Below are 23,477 nucleotides of genomic sequence, written 5' to 3'. Positions count from 1 at the left end.
ACAGACCATGAAGCAACGGTTGCTGGTGATAGGTAATGGCATGGCGGGAATGCAGATGGTGGAGAGCCTGCTGCAACGTGCACCGCAGCGCTTCGCCATCACGGTCATTGGCCGCGAGCCGCACGGCAATTACAACCGTGTGCTGCTCTCGCCGGTGCTGGCGGGTGAAACGCCGTTCAGTGAAACGCTGATCCACGATCGCGACTGGTATGAGCGGCACGGCGTCACGCTGCTATCCGGCGAAACCGTGCTGCAGGTCGATCTGGCGGCACGTACAGTGCAGACCGATTATCGCCAGCTGGGCTGGGATCGGCTGGTGTTTGCCACCGGTTCACAGCCCCGTTTGCCCGCCATTCCCGGCATCAACGCGGATTGCGTACTGGGTTTTCGCAGTATCGCCGACGTCCGGCAACTCCTGGCGTGCCAGGGACCGGTGGTGGTGTTGGGCGGTGGTTTTCTCGGCATTGAAGCGGCGGCGGCACTCTGTGTCCGTGGGCGTGAGGTTACGCTGGTTCATCACAAACCCCGGCTGCTGGATCGCCAGCTGGATGCAAAGGCGGGCGAGCTGTTGCTGACGGCACTCCAGCAGCGCGGTATCCGCTGCGTGCTGAACAGCGGACTCACGGCGATTGACGAGGCGGGTGTGACGCTGACCAGCGGTCGTCACTGCGCCGCCACGCAGGTGGTGATTGCCATCGGCGTTCAGCCGGAGATAACGCTGGCGCAGGCAGCGGGTCTGCCGTGTCAGCGCGGCATTCTGGTCGATGGGCAGTTACGCACAGCGGTCCCGTCGGTGTACGCCGTAGGCGAGTGCTGCGAAATTGCCGGCGAAACCTTTGGCCTGGTCGCACCCTGCCTGACGCAGGCGCAGATTCTGGCCGCACAGCTGGCGGGGTCGCCACTGGCGGATTTTGTCAGCCAGCCGCAGGCGACGCGGCTCAAAGTCAGTGGCATTTCGCTGTTCAGCGCCGGGGATGTCAGTGAGGCACCCTCCATCAGCAGTTTTGATCCGATCTCCGGCGACTACCGCCGTCTGTTTCTTCGTCAGGGCCGCCTCTGTGGCGTATTGCTCTCTGGCGACACCCGGCAGGGTCCCGCGCTGCTGGCGCGTCTGCTGCACACCGAAGCTGTCACGCTCGAAGCCCTGTTCGATTCCCGTCAACCTGAACCGCAGCCGCAGGCTGCAGAGAGTCCTGAGATGAGTAAACCGGTATTAGCCGTGGTGGGTCACGGCATGGTCAGTCACCACTTTCTTGAACAGCTGGTTGCCCGCGAACTGCATCAGCACTACCACATCGTGGTTTACGGCGAGGAGCGTCAGCAGGCTTACGATCGGGTGCATCTGTCGGACTATTTCAACGGCAAAACGGCCGACGATCTGTCGCTGGTCAGCGCGGACTTTTTTACCCTGCACGGCATCGAACTGCGCAGCGGCTGCGCAGTCGTAGCGATCGATCGTCAGCAGCGCAGTCTGCGTGACAGCGCGGGCAATGAGCTGGCGTGGGATAAGCTGGTGCTGGCCACCGGCTCGCGTGCTTTTGTACCGCCGGTACCGGGCCACGACGACGAACGCTGCTTTGTCTACCGCACGCTGGACGACCTTGATGCCATTGCCGCCTGCGCCCGCAATAGCCAGCGCGGCATTGTGATTGGCGGCGGCCTGCTGGGTCTGGAGGCGGCAAATGCGCTGCGGCAGCTCGGGCTGGAAACGCATGTGGTGGAGTTTGCGCCACGCCTGATGGCAGTGCAGCTCGATGAGGGCGGTGCGCTGATGCTGCGCCAGAAGATCGATGCGCTGGGCGTCACGGTTCACACCTCAAAACAGACCGAACTGATTGAGCGTCAGACCAACGGTAGCGTGGTGCTGCGCTTTGCTGACGGCAGCAGTTTACCCGGCGATCTGGTGCTGTTCTCCGCCGGTATCCGGCCGCGCGATGAGCTGGCACGTGAAGCGGGCCTGACGCTGGGACCGCGCGGCGGCATTGAGATTAACGATCGCTGCCAGACCAGCGATGAAGAGGTGTTTGCCATTGGTGAATGCGCACTGTGGAACGGTCAGATCTTCGGTCTGGTCGCGCCAGGCTATCAGATGGCACGCGTGCTGGCCGGGCATCTGGCGGCTGAATCCACCGCCTTCAGCGGCGCGGACATGAGTACCAGACTGAAACTGCTGGGGGTGGAGGTGGCGTCGTTTGGTGACGCGCATGGCCGCACGCCGGGCAGTCAGCACTATCACTGGACCGACGGGCCAAAAGGCATCTACAAGAAAATCGTGGTTTCTGCCGACAGCACCCGGCTGCTGGGCGGCGTGCTGGTCGGTGACAGCAGCGACTACGCCACGCTGCTGCAGATGATGCTCAATGAGTTACCGCTGCCTGCCGCGCCAGAAAGCCTTATCCTGCCTGCGCTGTCGGGGGCGCCGAAAGCGCCAGGCGTCGCGGCGTTGCCTGACAGCGCCCAGGTCTGCTCCTGTCACAACGTCAGCAAGGGCGAAATCTGCGCGGCGGTGAAAGGCGGATGCGGTGAGATGAGCAGCATCAAAAGCTGCACCAAAGCGGCTACGGGCTGCGGCGGCTGTGCGGCACTGGTAAAACAGGTGATGGAGTTTGAGCTGGAAAACCTCGGTGTCGAGGTAAAAAAAGATATCTGTGAACATTTCAGCTATTCGCGCCAGGAACTTTATCACCTGGTGCGGGCCGGTGAGTTCAGAACCTTTGATGCGCTGCTGACGTCACATGGTCGGGGGCAGGGTTGTGAAGTGTGCAAACCGCTGGTGGCGTCACTGCTCGCCTCATGCTGGAACGACTATCTGCTAAAACCGGCGCATCTGCCGTTGCAGGACACCAACGACCGCTATTTCGCCAATATCCAGAAAGATGGCACCTATTCGGTGGTGCCGCGCGTCCCGGCGGGCGAAATCACGCCGCAGGGGTTGATCGCGATTGGCGAGGTGGCGGCGCGTTACGATCTTTACACCAAAATCACCGGCGGTCAGCGTATCGACCTGTTTGGCGCGCGGCTCGATCAACTGCCTGATATCTGGCAGACGCTACTGGCGGCGGGTTTTGAAACCGGTCACGCCTACGGCAAGTCGCTGCGCACTGTGAAGTCCTGTGTGGGGTCGACCTGGTGCCGCTACGGCGTGCAGGATTCAACCGCTTTCGCCATTGCGCTGGAGAACCGCTACAAGGGGCTGCGCGCCCCACACAAGATCAAGATGGCGGTATCGGGCTGTACCCGCGAATGTGCGGAAGCGCAGAGCAAAGATATCGGGGTGATCGCCACGGAAAAGGGCTGGAATCTCTATGTGTGTGGCAATGGCGGCATGAAGCCGCGCCACGCCGACCTGTTCGCCAGCGATCTCGATGATGCCACGCTGCTGCGTTATGTCGACCGCCTGCTGATGTTCTATATCCGCACCGCAGACAGGCTGCAGCGCACCAGCGTCTGGATGGACAATCTGGAAGGCGGCCTGGACTATCTGCGTCAGGTGGTGATTGAGGATAGCCTCGGTCTGGGCGAGACGCTGGAGCAGGAGATGCAGCGGGTGGTGGACGCGTATCAGTGCGAGTGGCAGACCACGCTGGCGGATCCTTCACGACTTGCGCTGTTTACCCCTACGGTCAACAGCGATCGCCCGGATGAGACGCTGCACTACAGCCGGGTGCGCGGTCAGCGTCAGCCGGAGGCCGTTACCGATCGTCCGCTGTTACCGCCGCCAGCCGAGCCGTGGAGCGCGGTGTGTACACTGGAGGCGATTCCTCAGCAGGCGGGGATCGGGGCGCGACTGGGTAGCGAACGTGTTGCGCTGTTCCGCTTTGGCGATGCGCTTTTTGCGCTGGAAGACCGCGAACCCGGCAGCGACGCCAGCGTGCTCTCACGTGGGATCCTTGGCGATGTGGGCGGCGAGCCGGTGGTGATCTCCCCGCTCTATAAGCAGCGGATACGGTTGCGTGACGGACAGAGCCTGGATAACCCGCAGCATCAGCTGCGCTGCTGGCCGGTGAAGTTGGAAGCGGGTCAGATCTGGCTGGCAAATCGTCCGCTGGATCAGCTGGCGCAGGCATCATGAACAGTACCTGTCCCTATTGCGGCGTCGGCTGTGGCGTCTGCGTCACCCCGCAGGGGGCGCATCAGGCAACCGTGATCGGCGATCCGCACCATCCCGCGAATGCAGGTCGGTTGTGCGTAAAAGGCGCAGCGCTGGGCCAGACCCTGACGCCGCAAGGGCGTTTGCTGAACGCCGAGGTTAACGGGCAGCGCGTCAGCCTGGACGCTGCGCTGGATGCGGCGGCGGCGGGATTGCGGGCGGTTATCGATCAGTATGGCCCGCAGGCGGTGGCGTTTTACGGCTCCGGCCAGCTGTTGACCGAGGATTACTACGTCGCCAATAAGCTGATGAAGGGCTACATCGGTGCAGCCAACATCGATACGAATTCGCGGCTCTGCATGGCGTCGGCGGTGGTCGGTTATAAGCGGGCGCTGGGGGCCGATGCGGTGCCCTGCTGCTATGAGGATCTGGAGCAGGCCGACCTGGTGCTGCTGGTGGGGTCTAATGCTGCCTGGGCGCATCCGGTGGTGTGGCAGCGGCTGATGCAGGCGAAGCTGCAACGTCCGGCGATGTGTATTGTCGTTATCGATCCGCGGCGTACGGCGAGTTGCGATCAGGCCGATCTCCACCTGCCGTTGCGGCCCGGCAGCGATACGGCGTTGTTTTCCGGTCTGCTGCACTGGCTGGCGCAGCAGGATGGCATTGATGCCAGCATGTTGCCGCACCTGAATGGTGTGGACGAGACGCTGACCGCCGCAGCGCAGTGGGGTGTGGCGCGAGTGGCAGAGGCATGTGACTTAACCGTGCAGCAGGTCGCGCACTTTTTCCAGCTTTTCAGCCAGCACGATCGGGTGCTGACGCTATGGTGCATGGGGATTAATCAGTCCGCCACCGGCAGCGACAATAACCAGGCGATTCTTAATCTGCATCTGCTGACGGGCAAAATAGGCCGCGCGGGCTGTGGTCCTTTTTCGCTGACCGGACAGCCAAATGCCATGGGCGGACGGGAGGTGGGTGGCCTGGCGAATCAGCTGGCGGCGCATATGAATTTTACTGAAGCGGATTGCGAACGGGTGCAGCGTTTCTGGCGCAGTCCGGCCATTGCCCGGGAACCGGGACTGACTGCACTGGATCTTTTCCGGGCACTGGCGGATGGCACGGTGAAAGCAGTGTGGATTATGGGCACCAATCCGGCGGTGTCGATGCCTGAGGGCAACCGCGTCGCGCAGGCGCTGGCGGCCTGTCCGCTGGTGATTGTATCAGATGTGATGGCGCAGACCGATACCAGCGCCTTTGCCAATATTCTGCTGCCCGCCCAGGGGTGGGGCGAGAAGAACGGCACGGTGACCAATTCCGAGCGGCGTATTTCACGTCAGCGCGCTTTTGCCGCCGCACCCGGTGACGCCCGGCCTGACTGGTGGTTGCTGTCGCAGGTGGCCAGGCGTTTAGGGTTTGATGAAGGCTTTAACTGGCAGCATCCGGCAGAGATTTTCCGTGAGCATGCGGCGTTGTCAGGTTTCGAGAACCGGGGCGCCAGGGCGTTTGATATCAGCGGCCTGGCGCAATTGAGTAATGCTGACTGGGATGCGCTGCGTCCGGTGCAGTGGCCGGTTAACGCGGCCTGTCCGCAGGGCTGCGCCCGGCTGTTTGGCAATCGTCGGTTTTTTCATCCGGATGGTAAGGCCCGGTTGCGGGTGCCGGCCACGCCGGTTGTCGCCCCGCGCGAACCGGCGTATCCGTTGTTGATGAATACCGGACGGGTGCGCGATCAGTGGCACACCATGACGCGTACCGGGCTGGTGCCGCGTCTGATGCAGCATTGCGATGAACCGTTTGTCGCGCTGCATCCGGCGGATGCGGCAACGTATGGCGTGACGGCGGGCGGACTGGCGCGGGTGCAGTCTGTTCAGGGCTGGATTAGCGTGCGGGTGCGTGTCGATGCCGGGATGCGGCGCGGCGAGCTGTTTGTGCCGATGCACTGGAACCGGCAGTTCAGTCAGCAGAGTCACGTCGATTTACTGGTGGCCGCCCGCGCCTGTCCGTTTTCGGGGCAGCCCGCGCTGAAGCAGACGTCGGTGCGGATTCTGCCGTTGAGGGTGAGCTGGCAGGGCTGGCTATGGCAGCGCGAGATAGCGCAGCCCACAGGGTTGCGTTACTGGGCGCGTACCCCCTATCCGGCGGTGCAGCGTTATGCGGTGGCGGGCGAGGGCTCGCCGCAGGTCTGGCTGGACGGGCAGGTTGTTCTTTCAGGCTGTCACAGGCAGGTTGCGACCGGCAGCGGCAATGATTACCGGTTGCTGGCATGGCGTGACGGCGAGTTGCAGCTGGCGTTTTATGCCGGCTCCGTGTTGCCGTCGATTGATAGTGCGTGGGTCGCCGAGGCCTTTAGTCATGCGCCGCAGGATGCGGCAGGGCGGCACAGTGTACTGGCAGGACAGCCCGCGCAGGGCGCGGCCACGGGACGGATTATTTGCAGTTGTATGGCGGTGGGTGAGCAGACGATTTTACAGGCGGTGGCGCAGGGGTGTCGTACAACTCAGGCGTTGGGCGAAAAGCTAAAGTGCGGCACGCAGTGCGGCTCCTGTATTCCGGAGCTGAAGCAGTTGTTGCTGTCCGAAGTGATGTCGGAGGAATGATGACACGAGCAATTGATTCTCTGGATAAGTTACTGGCCCCGGTGGATGCCGTGTCGCAACAGGGCGCGGTGTGGCTGGTGGGTGCGGGCCCTGGCGATGTGGAACTGCTGACCGTTAAGGCGTTGCGGTTGCTGCAGCGTGCTGAGGTGGTGGTATATGACCGGCTGGTGAGTGACGCGGTGATGGCGGAGGTGCCGGAGCAGGCGTTGTGTATTGATGTGGGTAAGCAGCCGGGGCAGCATGGTCTGAAGCAGGCGCAGATTAATCAGTTGCTGGTGGAACTGGCGCGCAGTGGACGCAATGTAATCCGGCTGAAGGGGGGCGATCCGTTTGTTTTTGGTCGCGGAGGCGAGGAGATGGTGAGCGTGCAGCAGGCCGGGATTCGCTGTGAGGTCGTGCCAGGGATTACGGCGGCTGTGGGCTGTGCGGCAGCCAGCGGAATTCCGTTGACGCATCGGGATTGCGCGCAGTCTTTGCGGTTGATTACCGGGCATGGGCGGAACGGCGAGCCGCAGCTGGAGGCGGCTGCGCTGACGGCGGTGAATCAGACGCTGGTGTTTTATATGGGGTTGAGCTGGAGTGCGTCGATCAGTGCGCAGTTGCAGGCGCAGGGACGTGATGCGGAGACGCCGGTGGCGATTATTGAGAATGGGACCCGGCCCGATCAGCGGGTGTTGATTACCACGCTGGGGGGATTAGCGGAGACGGTGGCGCGGGATAAGCCGGTGTCTCCGTCGTTGCTGATGGTGGGTGAAGTGGTGCGGTTTTATCGGGCGGATTTGCAGGTGGGGATGCAGGTGCAGGCGGTGGGGTGACGGGGCTGCAGGTGCGGGCTTTTGCTGGCAGGCAGGAACGGTGTGGCAAGACGGTGCGGCGTGCATGTAAGACCTGCCTGATCGCAAAGGGATCCCGCATCCCTGCGGACTGGGCTCGCCATCCGTGGCTCGCACACTTTGCTCTTCAGGCAGGCCTTACCTGCACTGTTGGCATTGGTGCGGGGTTTTGCGGGAGCGGGTCGGTATTAGGTGCAGGTTTGTTTGGGTGAGAAGGCAGGAATGGTTTGAAGAGCCGGTGCGTTGTGCAGGAAAGGCCTGCCTGATCGCAAAGGGATCCCGCATCCCTGCGGACTGGGCTCGCCATCCGTGGCTCGCACACTTTGCTCTTCAGGCAGGTCTTACCTGCACTGTTGGCGGCAGTGCGTTCTGTTACGGAAAAGGGAAACTGGTCCTGACAATGATGATTAAGCGTCTGACGGGGTTAAAGCTCCTCCCACGCAGGCAGGTTGTGAACTTTTTTTCGGTATCCGTGAAACAGTGCCATTGTCGTACCGAAGAACAGACCTGCGATCAGATTGGGTATCAGCGAATAGTTGTCGTCAGACATGCCCGGAAGAGAAGGCAATAAGAGCAGCAGTGGCATCATAAGCGTGTACATGCTGGCAAACACCACAAGATTGAGCCAGAAAGGAGTGAAACTCGGGGGTGGAAGATGGATATTCATTTTCCATAACAAACGATGTAATGGCGGAGCAGAGTGACTCGGCCATATTTTCTTCGCTGCCATCAGGGCTAAAGCCCGCGCTTTCCTGCGCTCGAAAATCTCGTTTTTCATCGTTTTATCATCCGTTACATCCCTGCTTAGCATTCGCTCTGGAGCGTAACTTAATCCTGTGGCTGTCTGATGACAGCGAGTGGCTGAATCGATGTTGTTTCAACAAGCATTACATCGCCCGCTTCAGCGGCAGCGGGGCCACCAGCACTTTCACGCCTAGTGCTTCAAACGCTTTTACCTGCGCAGTGCTGATGCCGCTGTCGGTGATCAGGTAGTGAATATTGCTCCAGTCACAGGGCAGCGCGAACATCGAAACCTTGTCGATTTTGCTGGAGTCAGCGACCACGTAAACCGTGCTGGCAGATTTGATCATCGCCAGCTTTACCTTGATGTCGGTTTCACTGGGGAAGCTCAGGCCCAGACGCGGTGAGATGCAGGCGGTCGCCAGGAAGAGTTTACCGGCCAGCACGTTTTCGAAGAAGCTGGCCGCCTTTTCGCCGGAGGTAGAGAGCGTCGGAAATTTAAAGGTACCGCCGGTCAGCAGGATGTTGATCCCCGGCTCGCCGCCCAGTTTCAGGGCGATATTCACCGCGGTTGTCACGACCGACAGGCGGCGGATGTGGCTGATGGCATCGGTGATCGCGGTGGTCGTGGTGCCGGAATCGAAAATCACCGTGTCGCCATTTTCGATATGCTGCGCCGCCAGCCGGCCAATCGCCTCTTTCTCTTCCAGATGTGTCTGCCGCTCCAGCAGCATCGCCCCGGTATTCTGTTTGCCCGTCATCAGCGTCGCGCCACCATGGTAGCGCTGCACAAAGCCCTGTTTTTGCAGCATGCGAAGGTCGCTGCGTAAGGTGGCTTCGGTCAGTCCAAAGGTCTCCGTCAAAGCTTTAACCGTGACCGTGCCATCCTCACGGATCATCTCCAGAATTTTCTCGCGGCGTTGCTGCATGTCAGCGAACTGCTCACTTTTGCTTTTCAATCGAAATGCTCCCTTTTCCAATAACCTGAGAAGTCGGGCGAACAAGGTCTTTGTGGCTGAGTTTAACGCGCCATTTTTATGAATGCGAGATAGCCTGATCTGCCTTTGGTTTTCGAACGAAAATATAAAATGTGCAGGTTATTGAATCTCTCACGCTTTCCGGATTGCAACCAGCTGCCTTTATTTCGGGAGTGGAAGCCAGATCACGTCTTTTCAATCAGATAAGCCGCTTTGCAGGGCAGATGGTCGAAATTTGATCTGCTCCACACAACATTTCTTTTCGATAGCTTATATTTTTGTTCGAAAATGAGTGAGTCAACGGCATCGGCAAAAATCTGAGGGGAAGAGTGGGATGAGTGGTGAATATGACGTAAACCTGCGCTACGGCGTGGATACCACAATGAATCTGGCTGGCAAAGTAGCCGTCGTGACCGGCGGGCTGGGCGGTATCGCGATGGCGACCAATGGCATGTTGCTGGAGAAGGGCGCGAGTCTGGCACTACTCTATCCGCCGTTTGAAGCAGAGAAGGTGGCCAGCCTGAAGGCAGATTTCCCCGTCGAGCGGGTGCAGTTTGTCTGCTGTGACGTTACCGATCCTGCGTCGGTTGAACAGGCCTTTGACGATGTGGTTTCCCACTATGGCCGGATCGATATCCTGGTGAATTGCGCAGGCTACGTGATGCTGCAGCCGGTGATCGAGACCGATTTTGCCGAGTGGCAGAAGCAGATTGCGGTGAATCTCACCGGGCCTTTTCTCTGCTCACAGGCCGCCGCACGGCTGATGATCCGTGCCGGTGCGGGCGGCAAAATTATTAATATCGCTTCCCAGGCGGCATCCATCGCTATCGACAACCATGTCGCCTACACCTCAGCCAAAGCGGGCCTGCTGGGCATGACCAAAGTGATGGCCAAAGAGTTTGCCCCGCATCGCATTAACGTTAACACCCTGTCGCCCACCGTGGTGCTGACGCCGATGGGCGAAAAGGCCTGGCGCGGCGAGAAGGGCGAGCAGATGAAGAAGCTGATTCCGCTCGGACGCTTTGCCTATACCGATGAGATCGCCGCTGCGGTGCTGTTTTTCGCCAGCAACGGCAGCGACATGATCACCGGCGCCGATTTGATGATCGATGGGGGCTTTACCATCTGGTAAGGCCAATCCAGCACCCGGGAATTCATACCCTGCCATAACGATAAGAGAGAACATCATGAAAAACCGTACTTTGCTGTGCACTGCCGTGGCTGCCTGTCTGGTTTCGCAGGCGGCGTTTGCCGCCGAAAAGGGCACCATTATGATTCTGGTTAACTCACTCGATAATCCCTACTACGCCTCAGAAGCCAAAGGCGCCAATCTCAAAGCGCAGGAGCTGGGTTACAAAACAACGGTGCTGTCGCACGGTGAAGATGTGAAAAAGCAGAGCGAACTGATCGACGCCGCTATCGGTAAAAAAGTGCAGGGTATCGTGCTGGATAACGCCGACTCCACCGCCAGCGTGGCGGCGATTAAAAAAGCCAAAGATGCCGGGATCCCGGTGGTGCTGATCAACCGCGAAATCCCGGTGGATGACGTGGCGCTGGCGCAGATCACCCACAACAACTTCCAGGCAGGTTCAGACGTTGCCAACGTCTTTGTTGAAAAGATGGGCGAAAAGGGCAAATACGCCGAACTCGCCTGTAACCTGGCGGATAACAACTGCGTGACACGCTCGAAATCGTTCCATCAGGTGCTGGATCAGTATCCTGATATGCAGAGCGTGGCACGTCAGGATGCCAAAGGCACGCTGATCGACGGCAAGCGCATTATGGACAGCATCCTGCAGGCGCATCCGGATGTGAAAGGGGTGATCTGCGGTAACGGCCCGGTGGCGCTGGGCGCCATTGCTGCGCTGAAGGCGGCCGGTCGCAACGATGTCATCGTGGTGGGGATTGATGGCAGCAACGACGAACGCGATGCAGTGAAAGCGGGCACGCTGAAAGCCACGGTCATGTTGCAGGCGCAGGCGATTGCCGCTGAAGGGGTGACCGATCTCGATAACTTCATTCAGAAGGGCGTGAAGCCGGAAAAACAGCGGGTGATGTTCCGCGGCATTCTGATTACCCCGGAAAACGCTAAAGGTGTACAGGACTTTAACTACAAGTCGTAATTAAACGCTGTCGCGCCTGCGAAAGCGGGCGCCAGGGAGAAGATGATGTCCCGAAGAGTCTGGCTGACGCTGGTGGTCTTGCTGTTAAGCGGCTGCAAAATTGTGTCGCAGCAGGAGCTGGCTGCCCTGAAAAATCCCCCCAATCCGAAAATGGCGAACATCGACCAGCTCTGGCAGCAGAAACTGGTGCCGCAGGTTCAGGCAGAGGCTAAACCGCTGGCGACGCTGATGAAGTCATTGCAGTCTGCCAAAGACTTTGACAGTGCCTGTCAGAGCTACGGTTATCGCAGTCAGGCTGAGAATCCCTGTGTCTTCAGCGTCTCGGTTAGCGGCGAGGTGACCGCCGTAAATACCACGTCACGCAGCGGGAAGATGACCGTGAAAGATGAATCAGGTGACAGTGTCACAATTCAGGTAGGGCCAATCATTCGTGGCACCGCTTTGCGGGATGTCTACAAAGGCGTGAGCTATCAGGACTTCAATGACCAGGTGCTGTTTGGTGATTACGGCAAGGCGATTAACCAGCACGCCTCCTCTCTGATGCAGCAGTTTGCGCCGAAGGTGGGCGATAAAGTGAGGGTCTCCGGCGTGTTCAGCAGCTGGGACATTCCGCAGCAGCTGCCGGATATCACTCCGGCTGCGATCACCCGGCAATAAGGAGCGGCAGATGCAAAATCCTCAACCGCAACAGTCCGGCGACGTGATTATCGAAACGCGCAACGTGTCGCGTCTTTATCCCGGCGTTACCGCGCTCGATCAGGTCAGTTATCGGGTCTACCGCAATAAAGTTAACGTGCTGATCGGTGAGAACGGCGCCGGTAAGTCCACCATGATGAAGATGCTGGCGGGTGTAGAGACGCCGTCGTCGGGCGAGATTCTGCTGGATGGCAAGGTGGTGTCGCTGAACTCCACGCATCAGGCGGAGAAGCAGGGGATCAGCATCATTTTTCAGGAGCTGAATCTGTTTCCCAACATGAACGTGATGGACAACATCTTTATCGCCAATGAGTATTTCCAGCGCGGGGTGATCAATGAAAAGTATCAGTACGCACTGGCAAAGTCGCTGCTGGAGCGGCTGCAGCTGGATGTCGATCCTTACGCGCCGCTGGGTGAGCTGGGTATTGGTCATCAGCAGCTGGTGGAGATCGCCCGGGCGCTGTCGAAGGATACCCGGGTGCTGATCATGGATGAACCGACCAGCGCCCTGAGCCAGTCTGAAGTGAAAGTGCTGTTTAACGTCATCGATCAGCTTAAGCGGCGTGGGGTCACCATTATCTACATTTCTCACCGGCTGGAAGAGCTGATGGAGATTGGCGATCACATCACCATTTTCCGCGATGGCCGTTTTATCAGTGAGCGCGAGGTACGGGACGCCAGCGTGCCGTGGATTATCGCCCAGATGGTGGGTGACAAGAAAAAGCAGTTCGACTATCAGCCTGCGCCACAGGGGGAAACGGTGCTGGAGGTAGAGGGCCTGACTGCGCTGCATCAGAACGGCGGTTACAAGCTTAATGACGTCAGTTTTACGCTGCGCAAAGGCGAGGTGATCGGCATTTATGGTCTGCTGGGGGCCGGACGCACCGAGCTGTTTAAGGGGCTGATTGGCCTGATGCCCTGTCAGTCAGGCCATGTTCGGCTGGCGGGCAGGGATCTGGCGAAACGCAGCTTCCAGCAGCGGCTGAAAAGTGGCATAGCGCTGGTGCCCGAAGATCGCAAAGGCGAAGGGGTGATTGAACTGATGTCGGTCACCGCCAACATGACGCTCTCTGACTTCAGCCTGCGCGGTTTTCGACGTGCGCTGGGGCTGTTAAATCCTGCCAGGGAGCAGCAGCGGGTCAGTGAGATGATCGGCCATCTGGCGATTAAAGTCAGCGATCCCGACCTGCCGGTTACGGCGCTGAGCGGCGGTAATCAGCAGAAGGTGGTGCTGGGTAAAGCGCTGATGACCGGGCCACAGGTGGTGCTGCTGGATGAGCCAACGCGCGGTATCGACGTGGGTGCCAAAACCGACGTCTATCACCTGATTGGCAGTCTGGCACAGCAGGGGCTGGCAGTGATGTTCTCCTCGTCTGAACTGGATGAGGTGATGGCGCTGGCGGACCGCATTTTAGTGATGGCCGATGGCCGGATTACTGCCGATCTGCCGCGCGCAGCGGCGACGCGAGAACATCTGATTGCGGCATCAACCCCGCAGGATTAAGAGCCTGACCCATCAGGCTACTTTATTTGTCTGTCTGAACCTGGGCAGTGGTCACACAGGCTGCTTTAGCAACCTGAACGCCCGTCAGGGTGGCCCTGAAGGGGCGAGCACAGCGAGTAATCCTCACGTACTGCGTGTACGTGCCGGTTGTTCCGCGCTGTCCGTGTCCAGACTGCCTGAAACCATTACGCCTGGCGGGCCAGGCTCTAAGCTGGCCGGAGAATTTCATGAACCAAAAATATCTGCTCTATATGTACCTGCTCAAGGCCCGCACCTTTATTGCGTTGCTGATTGTGGTCGGCTTTTTCAGCGTGATGGTGCCGAACTTTCTTACCCCCTCTAACCTGCTGATCATGACGCAGCACGTGGCGATTACCGGCCTGCTGGCCATTGGTATGACGCTGGTGATCCTGACCGGCGGTATCGATCTCTCGGTGGGCGCGGTCGCCGGGATCTGCGGCATGGTGGCGGGCGCACTGCTCACCAATGGCATCCCGTTGTGGGGCGGCAATATGCTGTTTCTCAATGTGCCTGAAGTGATTCTGGTGGTGGCCATCTTTGGCGTGCTGGTAGGACTGATTAACGGCACGGTGATCACCCGACTGGGCGTCGCACCCTTTATCTGCACCCTGGGCATGATGTATGTGGCGCGCGGTGCGGCGTTGCTGTTCAACGACGGCGGCACCTACGCCAACCTGGTGGGAGTGCCCGCGCTGGGCAACACCGGCTTTTCGCTGCTCGGCTCCGGCACCGTACTGGGCGTTTATCTGCCAATCTGGCTGATGCTCGGCTTTTTACTGCTCGGCCTCTACCTGACACGCAAAACCCCGCTGGGTCGTTACATCTACGCCATTGGCGGCAATGAGTCCGCCGCGCGACTGGCGGGCGTGCCGATTATCAAGGTGAAAGTCTTTGTCTACGCCTTTTCCGGCCTCTGCGCGGGGCTTGTCGGGCTGGTGGTGGCCTCTCAGTTGCAGACTGCGCACCCGATGACCGGCAACATGTTTGAGATGGATGCCATTGGTGCCACCGTGCTGGGCGGCACTGCGCTGGCAGGTGGACGTGGCCGGGTTTCCGGCTCGATTATTGGCGCTTTCGTTATCGTCTTCCTGGCGGATGGCATGGTGATGATGGGCGTCAGCGATTTCTGGCAGATGGTGATCAAAGGTCTGGTGATTGTGACTGCGGTAGTCATCGACCAGTTCCAGCAACGTCTGCAAAGCAAAGTGGTGCTGCTGCGTCGCCATGAAAAAAAGCAGCAGGCAGCCCCCCTTACTGATGTTCGTCACAGTTAACAGGAGCGATTATGAGCCGCGAACAACGTGGAAAAACAGTGGTGATAACCGGTGCCTGTCGTGGCATCGGGGCCGGGATCGCGGCGCGTTTCGCCCGCGACGGGGCCAGGCTGGTGATGGTGTCGAATGCTGACCGGGTGTTCGCTACAGCCGACCAGCTTCAGCAGCAGTATGGCAGTGAGATTCTGGCGCTGCAGGTCGATATCACGAATGAAGCTGCGGTGCAGCAGCTCTATCAGCAGGCCTTTGAACGCTTTGGTCAGATCGACGTCTCGATACAGAATGCGGGCGTGATCACCATCGACCGCTTCGACACCATGCCGAAAAGCGACTTTGAGCGGATTCTGGCGGTTAACACCACCGGCGTCTGGCTTTGCTGCCGTGAAGCGGCGAAATATATGGTGCAGCAGCGCAGCGGCAGCCTGATCAACACCTCATCGGGGCAGGGACGACAGGGCTTTATCTACACGCCGCACTACGCCGCCAGCAAAATGGGGGTGATAGGCATTACCCAGAGTCTGGCGCTGGAGCTGGCGCCGTGGAACATTACGGTCAACGCTTTTTGCCCTGGCATCATTGAGAGTGAGATGTGGGATTACAACGATCGCGTCTGGGGCGAGATCTTCAGCAGCGAGGAGAAAACCTACGGTAAAGGGGAGCTGATGGCGGAGTGGGTGAAAAACATTCCGCTGAAGCGTGCCGGTCAGCCGGAAGATGTCGCCGGACTGGTGGCGTTTCTGGCATCAGAGGATGCGCGCTACATCACCGGGCAGACCATCAATGTGGATGGCGGGTTGATCTTCTCCTGATGCGGTGAGAGATCGCAGGCCTGCTGTAAATGCAGGCCTTTTTCTGACCCGGACTTTTCTGTTATATGCACAATTCGCCGCTGCTGTCCTGCATCGCCGTCACAATATGTTAAGGTAATAGCTGATGATTTTTGTTTAATTGCAGCTACGAACTAATCAATGTGCCGGGTGACATGATACGGAAAACAGGGGTTCTCTCTTTGATTGCGCTGTCGCTGACTGCCACGCAGAGCGCCCGCGCCTTTCAGACTGAAACAGCGGTGTCAGAAACGCCATTCGACAATCCTGCGCGCTACAGCCAGTCGCTGCCGACGCTCGGCGGTGCCAGCGATCAGGATGAAGAGTGGAGCAAAAAGCTGGCGGCGGTGGCCAAGAGTATCGGTGAAGCGAGTAACAACAGCGACAGCAATGTCACGTTTGGTCAGCAGGCGGGCGTCTGGGCGTTCAATCATCTGCGCGATGAAGTGGCCGATCGGGTTGAGAGCGAAGGGCAGTCACTGCTTTCCCCTTACGGCACCGCGCAGCTGGATCTGAAAGTCGACATGAACGGAAACTTCACCGGCACCGGCGGCGATCTCTTCAGCGCCCTGGCCGACGAAAACAGCCGGCTCACCTTCAGCCAGCTTGGGCTGCACGATACCGGCGATGGCCTGGTTGGCAACGCGGGACTGGGACAACGCTGGGATGCCGGTGACTGGCTGCTGGGTTACAACGGCTTTGTTGACCGCGTGTTCAGCAGCGGCCTGCAACGCGCCTCTGTGGGCACGGAAGCGTGGAGCGATTCAATGCGCTTCTCGGCCAACTACTATCAGCCGCTTTCCGGCTGGAAAAATCTGGGCGATTCGCAGCAGCAGCGCATGGCGCGCGGCTACGATATTACCAGCCAGAGCTATCTGCCCTTTTATCGTCAGCTGGGCGTTTCGGTGAGCTATCAGCAATATCTGGGTGAGAATGTCGATCTGTTTAACAGCGGCAACCGCTATCACAATCCCTCCGCCATGTCGTTTGGCCTCTCTTACACTCCCGTGCCGCTGGTGACGCTGTCCGCTACCCATAAAACCAGCAGTGCCGGTGAGAGTCAGGATCAGCTGGGGCTGAAACTCAACTATCGCTTTGGCGTGGCGCTGCGACGTCAGCTCGATGCCGGAAACGTCGCGGAGGCGCACTCTCTGCGCGGCAGCCGTTACGATACCGTCACCCGCAGCGATACGCCGGTGCTCGCCTTCCGTCAGCGCAAAACGCTGTCCGTGTTTCTGGCAACCCCGCCCTGGCAGTTAAGCAGTGGCGAGAGTCTGCCGCTGAAGCTGCAGGTGCGCGCCAGCAATGCTATCAAGGCGGTAAGCTGGCAGGGCGATACGCAGGCGCTGAGCCTGACACCTCCGGCCAATAACGCCGATCCGCAGGGCTGGAGTGTGATCTTACCGCAGTGGGATCCGTCGCCAGACGCCAGCAACGAATATCGCCTGTCGGTAACGCTGGAGGACAGCAAGCAGCAGCGTGTGACCTCTAACTGGATCACCCTGAAAATTCAGCCACCGATGACCGTGGACGAGGCCCCACAGAACGATCGTTATGATTTGATGGCACCCGGCGGCACCACACTTTAGCAGGAATGCTTTACTGCACAGAAAGGATTGGGGGGAGTGAATAGCGGTGGTGGTGTGCAGACGCTGTTGTTAACGTCTGCAGGCCCGACAGCGGTTACTGGCAGAGATAAGTTGTCGGGATGACGAAGGCGCGGCAGAGTGACATCACTATTGATCCTGAAATGAGAGCGGGAATCGCCGGGTGAAAGCAGGAACGACGCTGCGCAGCGGGCAGGGTATTGATATTAAGAAGGCGCGGGCAGCGCCGCCGTTTAGCACAGCGGCCCGGTTATCAGTTAACCATGCTCATCACAATACGCACCGCTCTGGCGTAGACCTCTCGCTGACCGTTTACCGATCGTGCCTGCTGATGCTGCAGGAATGCAATTATGTCCTGTAAGCCTGCCGTCTTGCCTGACTTCAGCAGGCTCGACACCGCCTGCCCTACAACGGCATGGACGTCAGCCATATCTGCCGGTTTATCGGTACTCAATAGAAACTCCAGCGCAACCGTTCTGTTGAATAGCACCTGAAGAGGCAACACTCAGGCGATTCAGCTTTATCAGCCTGGTCACAGGTTTTTTTATAAGCCAGCATCATGGCAGGGCCTTAAGCAGCTTTTCGCGCAGCGTTGCCACCTGGGTTGTCAGCTCACCGAGTTCACTACAGGCGGTATCCATCACCGAGATCATATCAGCCGGGACGCCAGCCGCCGCGACTTTAAGCTGGTGGCCCTGTTCTGTCAGGGAGATCAGTACCCGGCGCTCATCATTTCCCGTGTCACGCTGGCGGCAGATAATGCCCGCGCTTTCAAGCCGCTTCAGAAGCTGGCTGAGCGTGCCGGAATCAAGCCGGACACGTGCACCAATATCAGAGACGGTCAGGCGATCTTTCTCCCACAGCACCAGCAGCACCAGATATTGCGGATAGGTCAGACCCAGCGGTTTTAACCGCGACTGATAGAGCTTTGTCATGGCAAGTGAGGCGGAATAGAGCGCAAAGCAGAGAAACTGGTCGATGGTTTCAGGCGCTGCACTGGCGGGAGGCGTATCGGAGATCCCCGCGGGTTCGTCATTCATATCTTTACTCATTCTGAGTCCGGGGTGGGACAGCCAGACCCCAGGCTGTTGGTCAGCCGTGAAGTCTCGCGAATAGTATCTCGGGGAGATGTTGATTTCGGCAGCATCTCTTTCTGGTGTAAGACACCAGACTTTTAAGCGCTATCGCAGCGGGAGAAAAAGCCTTTAGCTGCGCCGCCGATTGAAAGTCGGCACAGTATTGAGTCAAATTAAATTGAAGTCAACATAACCGGTCGCAACCCTTGCGCACAACGTGCGCCGGGTGCAACGCAGCTAAGATCGGCAGGACAATTTCAGCATTTAACCCAGGCTGAAGCCGCCCGCCGATACGGCTTATACGGTGAAGGTCTCTACCATGCCGCGCAGGTCGCGCGCCTGGGCCAGCAGTGACTGCGATGCAGAAGAGGACTCTTCCACCAGCGCGGCGTTATTCTGCGTGACGCCATCCATCTGACTCACCGCAATACTGACCTGGGAGATGCCCTGCATCTGTTCACCGGAGGAGAGGGAGAGGTTGTCCATAGCATCGGCCAGTTCACCGACGCGGCTGACAATCTTCAGGATGCGCTCACCCGTTCCGGCCGCTACGGTCACGCCATCCTCGACCTGCGTCACGGCCTGCTCAATCAGCTGCTTAATGTCGCGTGCTGCGGTGGCGCTGCGCTGGGCCAGCGAGCGGACTTCACCCGCGACCACGGCAAATCCGCGGCCCTCTTCACCGGCGCGCGCGGCTTCGACGGCGGCGTTGAGCGCCAGAATATTGGTCTGGAAAGCGATGCCTTCAATCACCGAGGTAATATCGCGCACCCGAACGGCACTCAGTGAAATGTCATGCATGGTTTCGGACAGGCGCTGGACATCTGCTTCGCCCGCCTGGGCCAGGGTGGCGGCCTCGCGCGCTGAACCAGCAGTCTGCTGCGCGCCCGCGGCGTTGCTTTTTACCGTGGCGGTGAGCTGCTCCATGCTGGCGGCCGTTTCCTGCAGCGCAGCAGCCTGCTGCTCGGTACGGGATGAAAGCTCGGTATTGCCCTGCGAAATCTCATCGGCCGCCAGCGCCACCGAGGCGGATGCCCCTTTGATCTGCGTAACCAGTTCGCGCAGGTTGGTCTGCATGCCGCTGAGCGACGCAAGCAGGCTGGTGCTGTCGCCACGGCGCAGCGTGACCGGCGAGGTGAGATCACCGGCGGCAATCGCAGCAGCCAGCGTCTGAGCCTGCACCGGTTCGCCGCCCAGCTGGCGCATCAGTATCCGCACAATAAACGCGCAGGTGACGACGGCAGCCAGCACGGAGAGCACCGCCAGGATGATCAGTATCCAGGTGGTGCGGGCGATAGCGATGCCGTTATCCACTACCGCATCCCGGCTGCTGCGCATCTCAAGCTCGGTCAGATCGTTTATCGCCTTCAGCAGGCTCTGCTGAGCCGGACGCGCCACCTTTAACAGATAGTCGGTGACCTCCTGCTGACGATTTTCCATCCCCAGTTTTCCGGCGGTCATCAGCGTGGAGAGGGCGGCCTCTTCAGTGGACTCGATTCTGCTCATCGCCTCCCGTCCTGCCTGTCCGGGGTCGGTCTGCATCATGCCTGAGAGTGCTTCGCGGTTGCTGATATAAAGCGCGCGCTGTTTTTGCAGACGTTCCCATTCTGGCTTCATAGCAACAGGATCGGTCAGCAGAGCAAGGTTACGCACCGCGATTGCCATATCCCGCACGCCACCGCGCATATCCAGCACCGTCTGGTACTTTTTCAAACGGACATTAACCACCTCATCCATACCATCGCGAGCGCTATCCAGCGCGTGAATCGCGGTGCCGGTACAGATAATAAACAGCAGAATAAGCAAGCCAAAACCTGCGCTAAGGCGCGTTGAAATTTTCATCTCTCGTTCCGAAAGAGTTCATTGGGTAAACCGGTATCGGCAGGAGAGAGAACTTCTGGAGAGTTACGTTTAACTAAATTGTTCGCTATTTAATTTAACGAAATTAAAAACTGCACGTATACCCACCCCGTTATGCCACAAAAATCGTAACGGGAGTGATAACGAAATTCCGGCCAATATCCTGATAAATCGCTTTTTATCGCCTGACGAATGTGCGCCTTTTCGCGCTTTGTAGCCGCGCGATACGCCAGTGTCATAACCCGTTAAAAACACCGGAATGCACAAATTTAACCGGACGGGCCTGTTAATCTGGCTGCTGCTGCCGATAGAACACTATTCGACATTGATGACGTAACCGACACGCATCGGGCTTCGCAGAACGTCTGCCTCACTGCCGTAAGGCGGGTGAGAACGTGCGAATGCGATGAGTAAAAATAGCGGAGGGGTGATAATTGTCGGCAGCTTAGCAGACATTGAATGAGAAGTACGCCCCGGTTTTTTACTGAAAATTAAAACAAAACTCTGACACTTTCCATCACCGGGAACTAACGCATGCGCCTGAAACTTTTCTGGCTCGCAATGCTGAATATTGCGACCATCATTTTACTCTCCACGCTGTGGGAATTCGGGCTCGAGGCGTGGATCTCCAGCCTGCTGGGCCTGAGCTATGATCCCGATTTTGAAACCAGCGAGCGGCTGCGGTTTATCCTGACCTCCACCTCGTTTGCCGGACTGGCAATGATTATTCCGGCGCTGCTTATCGCGGGTCTGATCCGCAACACGCTGCGTGCGGAAAAAAATGCGCTCAGGCTGGCCGGAACTGATGCGCTGACGGGGGTCATGAACCGCCGATCGTTCACTGCACACATTGCTGCGCTTGATGCCGACGGGACGTCTTACACACTGACGCTGCTCGACATCAATGACTTTAAGAATATCAATGATCTGAACGGTCATCGTCAGGGCGACGCCACGCTGGTCGCGCTGGCCAATCTGTTGACCACCTCGGCGGGTACCGGGAGTCAGGTGTTTCGCATCGGCGGGGATGAATTTGCCATTGTTGCCCAGGCTTCACAGGCAGATCAGGCGCTGGCCGCCGCCGAAAGCTTCTGCCAGCATGCGGCATCCATCCGGACCGGTCCGCACACCTTCCTGAGCCTTTCAGCAGGCATCGCCAGCTCATCCTGCACGGGTCAGGCCGATGTCGTGCATGCGGCGGATCTGGCGCTGTACGAGGCGAAGCAGGATAAGTGCGCCTGTCTGGCACGATTCTCCCCGGACATGGAGCTGCGCTTTCGCCAGCGGGAAAGGCTGGAGCAGGAGGTTGTTGCCGCTGTAAGCGGTCACGCCATCGTTCCCTTTCTGCAGCCGCTGGTTTCACTGCGCACCGGTAACATTACCGGCTTTGAGATACTGGCGCGCTGGATCACTGCGTCCGGTCAGACGGTTTCGCCTGCAGAGTTTCTGCCAGTGGTGGAGCGGCTGGGGTTGATGGACAGCATGACCGTGGCGCTGCTGCAGGATGCTGTCAGTGCAACCCGGGCATGGCCAGCCGGGCTCTGCCTGTCGCTGAACATTACCCCGGAGCAGTTGCTGAGACCGTCGCTGACCAGCTGTTTGTCCAGCATTATGCAGCATGCCGGGCCGGTAATGCTGGAACTTGAAATCACCGAACAGAATGTCATGGCCATTTCTGACGATGCCCGCCAGGCGATCCGTCTGCTGAAAGAGGCCGGTATCGGAGTGGTGCTGGATGATTTTGGCACCGGTTACTCCAACCTGTCGGTTTTGCTGGGACTGGGTATTACCAAAATCAAAATTGACCAGACGTTTATCGCCGGAATCGTGACCGGATCTGAGCAGCGAAAAGTGGTGGAAACGCTGCTGGCACTCTGTCAGGGGCTTAATGTGATCATTACTGCAGAGGGCATTGAGGATGTCGCCACGCTGAGGTGGCTGAGAAAGCGCGGCTGTGATTACGGGCAGGGATATCTCTTCAGCCGTCCGGTTCCTGCCGGGCAGGCCACCACGTTGCTGGCGTCCGCTAACGTGGAGGAATTGATGCAGGAAGAGGCGATGGCCGTTAGCTTAGTCAGGTCGCTGGGCTGAAAGCGCGTAACACTCTCTGTGGTCGTGTTTAAAACAAAAAACGGGCCCGGCGGTCAGAGCCGGGCCCGCTGTCACATCAGAACTGGTAAATCAGACCCAGGGCTGTGATGTCGTCGGTCGCCAGGCGAAGAGGATTGTTATCTTTCAACAGGTTGATGCGGTATTCACCATAGACCGACATGTTCTTGTTGAAGTAGTAAGTGGCACCCACGGCGGTGTATTTAATGATGTCGGCATCGCCGATATTCTCAATTTCCTTGCCTTTGGACGAGACGTAACCCACGGACGGACGGAAGCCGTTCAGGAACTGATACTGCGCCACGGCTTCAAAGTTCTGCGCTTTGTTAGCGAAACCGCCAGTAATTGGCGTGGCGTTCAGAGTTTCACCGTACATGGCAGCCAGATAGACCTGGTTCGCATCATATTTCACCGAGGTCGCCCAGTGCTGGGCTTTTTCGCCTTCTCCGCGTGCGGCAGCATTCTGCGCCGTGGTGCGATCCAGGCTGGCAAACGCGCCGGCAAAACTCAGGCCGAAATCGAAGTCATAGGAAGCGGAGAGGGCGAAGCCGTCGCCGTTGGAACGACGCACGCCGTCAATGTTACTGCTGCGATCGTTTTTGCCCTGATACTGCGCGGCAAGGTTTAAGCCGTCGACCAGACCAAAGAAATTGCTGTTACGCCAGGTCAGCACACCGGTTGAGCGGCCAGAGAGAAAGGCGTCGGTATAACCGGAGTCGCCGCCGAAGAACGGCAGCATATCGGTATAACTCAGCACGTCATAGACCAGGCCGTAGTTACGTCCGTAATCCAGCGAACCTGCCTCGCCAAACTTCAGGCCAGCATAGCCCAGACGGGTACGGTTGGTGGCCTGGGCGTCACTGCCCTCGGAGTTATGCAGACTGTACTGATACTGCCAGAAACCGTAGCCGGTAAGCTGGTCAGTAATCTTTGTCTCGCCTTTAAAGCCAAAGCGGGCATAAGAGGAGGTATCACCATCGTTGTTGTTATCGTCAGAAAAGAGGTGTGACACGTTAATCTTGCCGACCAGATCCAGCTTATTGCCATCCTTGTTATAAACTTCTGCGGCCTGCGCGGAGGAGAGACCGATCAGTAACGGCATGACAGCCGCCAGTAAAGTGCGCTTCATCATTTAATTATTA

Annotated in this window: 17 protein-coding genes; 11 read left to right on the top strand and 6 right to left on the bottom strand. The window is 58.6% G+C overall.

Annotation, left to right across the window (positions count from 1 at the left end; all coding sequences use genetic code 11):
* The first annotated feature begins 7 nt into the window (after positions 1 to 7).
* The 3 genes from nirB to cobA are packed head-to-tail and all read left to right on the top strand — an operon-like array spanning position 8 to position 7,502.
* The gene (gene nirB / locus ACVKSX_RS04750) at positions 8 to 4,072 is read left to right on the top strand and encodes a nitrite reductase large subunit NirB (RefSeq protein ID WP_354438432.1); all 4,065 of its coding nucleotides are present in this window, start codon (positions 8 to 10) and stop codon (positions 4,070 to 4,072) included.
* A complete protein-coding gene (locus ACVKSX_RS04745) occupies positions 4,069 to 6,687 on the top strand; it encodes a nitrate reductase (RefSeq protein WP_010245802.1) in 2,619 nt (872 codons plus the stop codon). The genes nirB and ACVKSX_RS04745 overlap by 4 nt, the downstream gene beginning before the upstream one ends.
* Positions 6,687 to 7,502: a uroporphyrinogen-III C-methyltransferase gene (gene cobA, locus ACVKSX_RS04740; RefSeq protein WP_115387617.1), complete on the top strand. Its 816-nt coding sequence runs from the start codon at positions 6,687 to 6,689 to the stop codon at positions 7,500 to 7,502. The genes ACVKSX_RS04745 and cobA overlap by 1 nt, the downstream gene beginning before the upstream one ends.
* Before the next feature lie 442 nt (positions 7,503 to 7,944).
* Here the strand turns inward: cobA and ACVKSX_RS04735 are convergent, their stop codons facing one another.
* Both ACVKSX_RS04735 and ACVKSX_RS04730 read right to left on the bottom strand, forming a co-directional pair.
* Positions 7,945 to 8,298 (bottom strand): DUF6404 family protein, encoded by a 354-nt coding sequence (locus ACVKSX_RS04735; protein ID WP_354438431.1) that lies wholly within the window; start codon positions 8,296 to 8,298, stop codon positions 7,945 to 7,947.
* Between the two features lie 109 nt (positions 8,299 to 8,407).
* Positions 8,408 to 9,220, bottom strand: coding sequence for a DeoR/GlpR family DNA-binding transcription regulator (locus ACVKSX_RS04730; protein ID WP_010245789.1), 813 nt, complete (start codon positions 9,218 to 9,220; stop codon positions 8,408 to 8,410).
* Positions 9,221 to 9,572: 352 nt separating this feature from the next.
* Between ACVKSX_RS04730 and ACVKSX_RS04725 the strand changes: the two genes are divergently transcribed.
* The 7 genes from ACVKSX_RS04725 (at position 9,573) to ACVKSX_RS04695 (ending at position 17,272) form a co-directional block, all read left to right on the top strand.
* Complete coding sequence (locus tag ACVKSX_RS04725; protein ID WP_010670003.1) at positions 9,573 to 10,370, top strand: GolD/DthD family dehydrogenase; 798 nt, start codon at positions 9,573 to 9,575, stop codon at positions 10,368 to 10,370.
* 55 nt (positions 10,371 to 10,425) lie between these two features.
* Positions 10,426 to 11,361, top strand: coding sequence for a D-ribose ABC transporter substrate-binding protein (locus ACVKSX_RS04720; RefSeq protein WP_010670004.1), 936 nt, complete (start codon positions 10,426 to 10,428; stop codon positions 11,359 to 11,361).
* A 45-nt stretch (positions 11,362 to 11,406) separates the two neighbouring features.
* Positions 11,407 to 12,018, top strand: a complete 612-nt coding sequence (locus tag ACVKSX_RS04715) for a DUF2291 family protein (protein ID WP_354438543.1) — start codon at positions 11,407 to 11,409, stop codon at positions 12,016 to 12,018.
* Between the two features lie 10 nt (positions 12,019 to 12,028).
* Entirely contained in the window at positions 12,029 to 13,561 is a 1,533-nt protein-coding gene (locus ACVKSX_RS04710; protein ID WP_010670006.1) for a sugar ABC transporter ATP-binding protein, read from the top strand.
* A gap of 227 nt (positions 13,562 to 13,788) precedes the next feature.
* Positions 13,789 to 14,856 carry an ABC transporter permease gene (locus ACVKSX_RS04705; protein WP_122458652.1) on the top strand — a complete coding sequence of 356 codons (1,068 nt, stop codon included), beginning with the start codon at positions 13,789 to 13,791 and terminating at the stop codon, positions 14,854 to 14,856.
* Positions 14,857 to 14,867: 11 nt separating this feature from the next.
* On the top strand, positions 14,868 to 15,665 hold the full coding sequence (locus ACVKSX_RS04700) for an SDR family oxidoreductase (RefSeq protein WP_354438430.1): 798 nt from the start codon (positions 14,868 to 14,870) through the stop codon (positions 15,663 to 15,665).
* A 173-nt stretch (positions 15,666 to 15,838) separates the two neighbouring features.
* A complete protein-coding gene (locus ACVKSX_RS04695; RefSeq protein WP_171820329.1) occupies positions 15,839 to 17,272 on the top strand; it encodes a YchO/YchP family invasin in 1,434 nt (477 codons plus the stop codon).
* Positions 17,273 to 17,543: 271 nt separating this feature from the next.
* Here the strand turns inward: ACVKSX_RS04695 and ACVKSX_RS04690 are convergent, their stop codons facing one another.
* The 3 genes from ACVKSX_RS04690 to ACVKSX_RS04680 all read right to left on the bottom strand — a co-directional run bounded on the left by ACVKSX_RS04690 (position 17,544) and on the right by ACVKSX_RS04680 (position 20,208).
* The gene (locus ACVKSX_RS04690; protein WP_194709459.1) at positions 17,544 to 17,744 is read right to left on the bottom strand and encodes a hypothetical protein; all 201 of its coding nucleotides are present in this window, start codon (positions 17,742 to 17,744) and stop codon (positions 17,544 to 17,546) included.
* 103 nt (positions 17,745 to 17,847) lie between these two features.
* On the bottom strand, positions 17,848 to 18,342 hold the full coding sequence (locus tag ACVKSX_RS04685) for a MarR family winged helix-turn-helix transcriptional regulator (RefSeq protein ID WP_010245760.1): 495 nt from the start codon (positions 18,340 to 18,342) through the stop codon (positions 17,848 to 17,850).
* 321 nt (positions 18,343 to 18,663) lie between these two features.
* A complete protein-coding gene (locus tag ACVKSX_RS04680; RefSeq protein ID WP_010245756.1) occupies positions 18,664 to 20,208 on the bottom strand; it encodes a methyl-accepting chemotaxis protein in 1,545 nt (514 codons plus the stop codon).
* Positions 20,209 to 20,760: 552 nt separating this feature from the next.
* On the opposite strand from ACVKSX_RS04680, the gene ACVKSX_RS04675 reads away from it, so the two are divergent.
* Positions 20,761 to 22,317, top strand: coding sequence for a putative bifunctional diguanylate cyclase/phosphodiesterase (locus ACVKSX_RS04675; RefSeq protein ID WP_354438429.1), 1,557 nt, complete (start codon positions 20,761 to 20,763; stop codon positions 22,315 to 22,317).
* Positions 22,318 to 22,393: 76 nt separating this feature from the next.
* Here ACVKSX_RS04675 and ACVKSX_RS04670 read toward each other — a convergent pair whose 3' ends face one another.
* Entirely contained in the window at positions 22,394 to 23,467 is a 1,074-nt protein-coding gene (locus ACVKSX_RS04670) for a porin (RefSeq protein ID WP_022625766.1), read from the bottom strand.
* Between the last annotated feature and the right edge of the window lie 10 nt (positions 23,468 to 23,477).

The sequence above is a fragment of the Pantoea sp. PvP021 genome, assembly GCF_054056055.1.
The sequence above is the reverse complement of the archived record's forward strand: the minus strand, read 5'-3'. Positions and strand labels throughout refer to the sequence as shown.

What these genes read in the sequence shown, in the direction of transcription:
- ACVKSX_RS04735 (WP_354438431.1), bottom strand. Translation starts at nt 8,298, where the DNA reads ATGAAAAACGAGATTTTCGAGCGCAGGAAAGCGCGGGCTTTAGCCCTG.
- ACVKSX_RS04720 (WP_010670004.1), top strand. Translation starts at nt 10,426, where the DNA reads ATGAAAAACCGTACTTTGCTGTGCACTGCCGTGGCTGCCTGTCTGGTT.
- ACVKSX_RS04745 (WP_010245802.1), top strand. Translation starts at nt 4,069, where the DNA reads ATGAACAGTACCTGTCCCTATTGCGGCGTCGGCTGTGGCGTCTGCGTC.
- ACVKSX_RS04700 (WP_354438430.1), top strand. Translation starts at nt 14,868, where the DNA reads ATGAGCCGCGAACAACGTGGAAAAACAGTGGTGATAACCGGTGCCTGT.
- ACVKSX_RS04715 (WP_354438543.1), top strand. Translation starts at nt 11,407, where the DNA reads ATGTCCCGAAGAGTCTGGCTGACGCTGGTGGTCTTGCTGTTAAGCGGC.
- ACVKSX_RS04685 (WP_010245760.1), bottom strand. Translation starts at nt 18,342, where the DNA reads ATGAGTAAAGATATGAATGACGAACCCGCGGGGATCTCCGATACGCCT.
- cobA (WP_115387617.1), top strand. Translation starts at nt 6,687, where the DNA reads ATGACACGAGCAATTGATTCTCTGGATAAGTTACTGGCCCCGGTGGAT.
- ACVKSX_RS04670 (WP_022625766.1), bottom strand. Translation starts at nt 23,467, where the DNA reads ATGATGAAGCGCACTTTACTGGCGGCTGTCATGCCGTTACTGATCGGT.
- nirB (WP_354438432.1), top strand. Translation starts at nt 8, where the DNA reads ATGAAGCAACGGTTGCTGGTGATAGGTAATGGCATGGCGGGAATGCAG.
- ACVKSX_RS04705 (WP_122458652.1), top strand. Translation starts at nt 13,789, where the DNA reads ATGAACCAAAAATATCTGCTCTATATGTACCTGCTCAAGGCCCGCACC.
- ACVKSX_RS04695 (WP_171820329.1), top strand. Translation starts at nt 15,839, where the DNA reads ATGATACGGAAAACAGGGGTTCTCTCTTTGATTGCGCTGTCGCTGACT.
- ACVKSX_RS04710 (WP_010670006.1), top strand. Translation starts at nt 12,029, where the DNA reads ATGCAAAATCCTCAACCGCAACAGTCCGGCGACGTGATTATCGAAACG.
- ACVKSX_RS04680 (WP_010245756.1), bottom strand. Translation starts at nt 20,208, where the DNA reads ATGAAAATTTCAACGCGCCTTAGCGCAGGTTTTGGCTTGCTTATTCTG.
- ACVKSX_RS04675 (WP_354438429.1), top strand. Translation starts at nt 20,761, where the DNA reads ATGCGCCTGAAACTTTTCTGGCTCGCAATGCTGAATATTGCGACCATC.
- ACVKSX_RS04725 (WP_010670003.1), top strand. Translation starts at nt 9,573, where the DNA reads ATGAGTGGTGAATATGACGTAAACCTGCGCTACGGCGTGGATACCACA.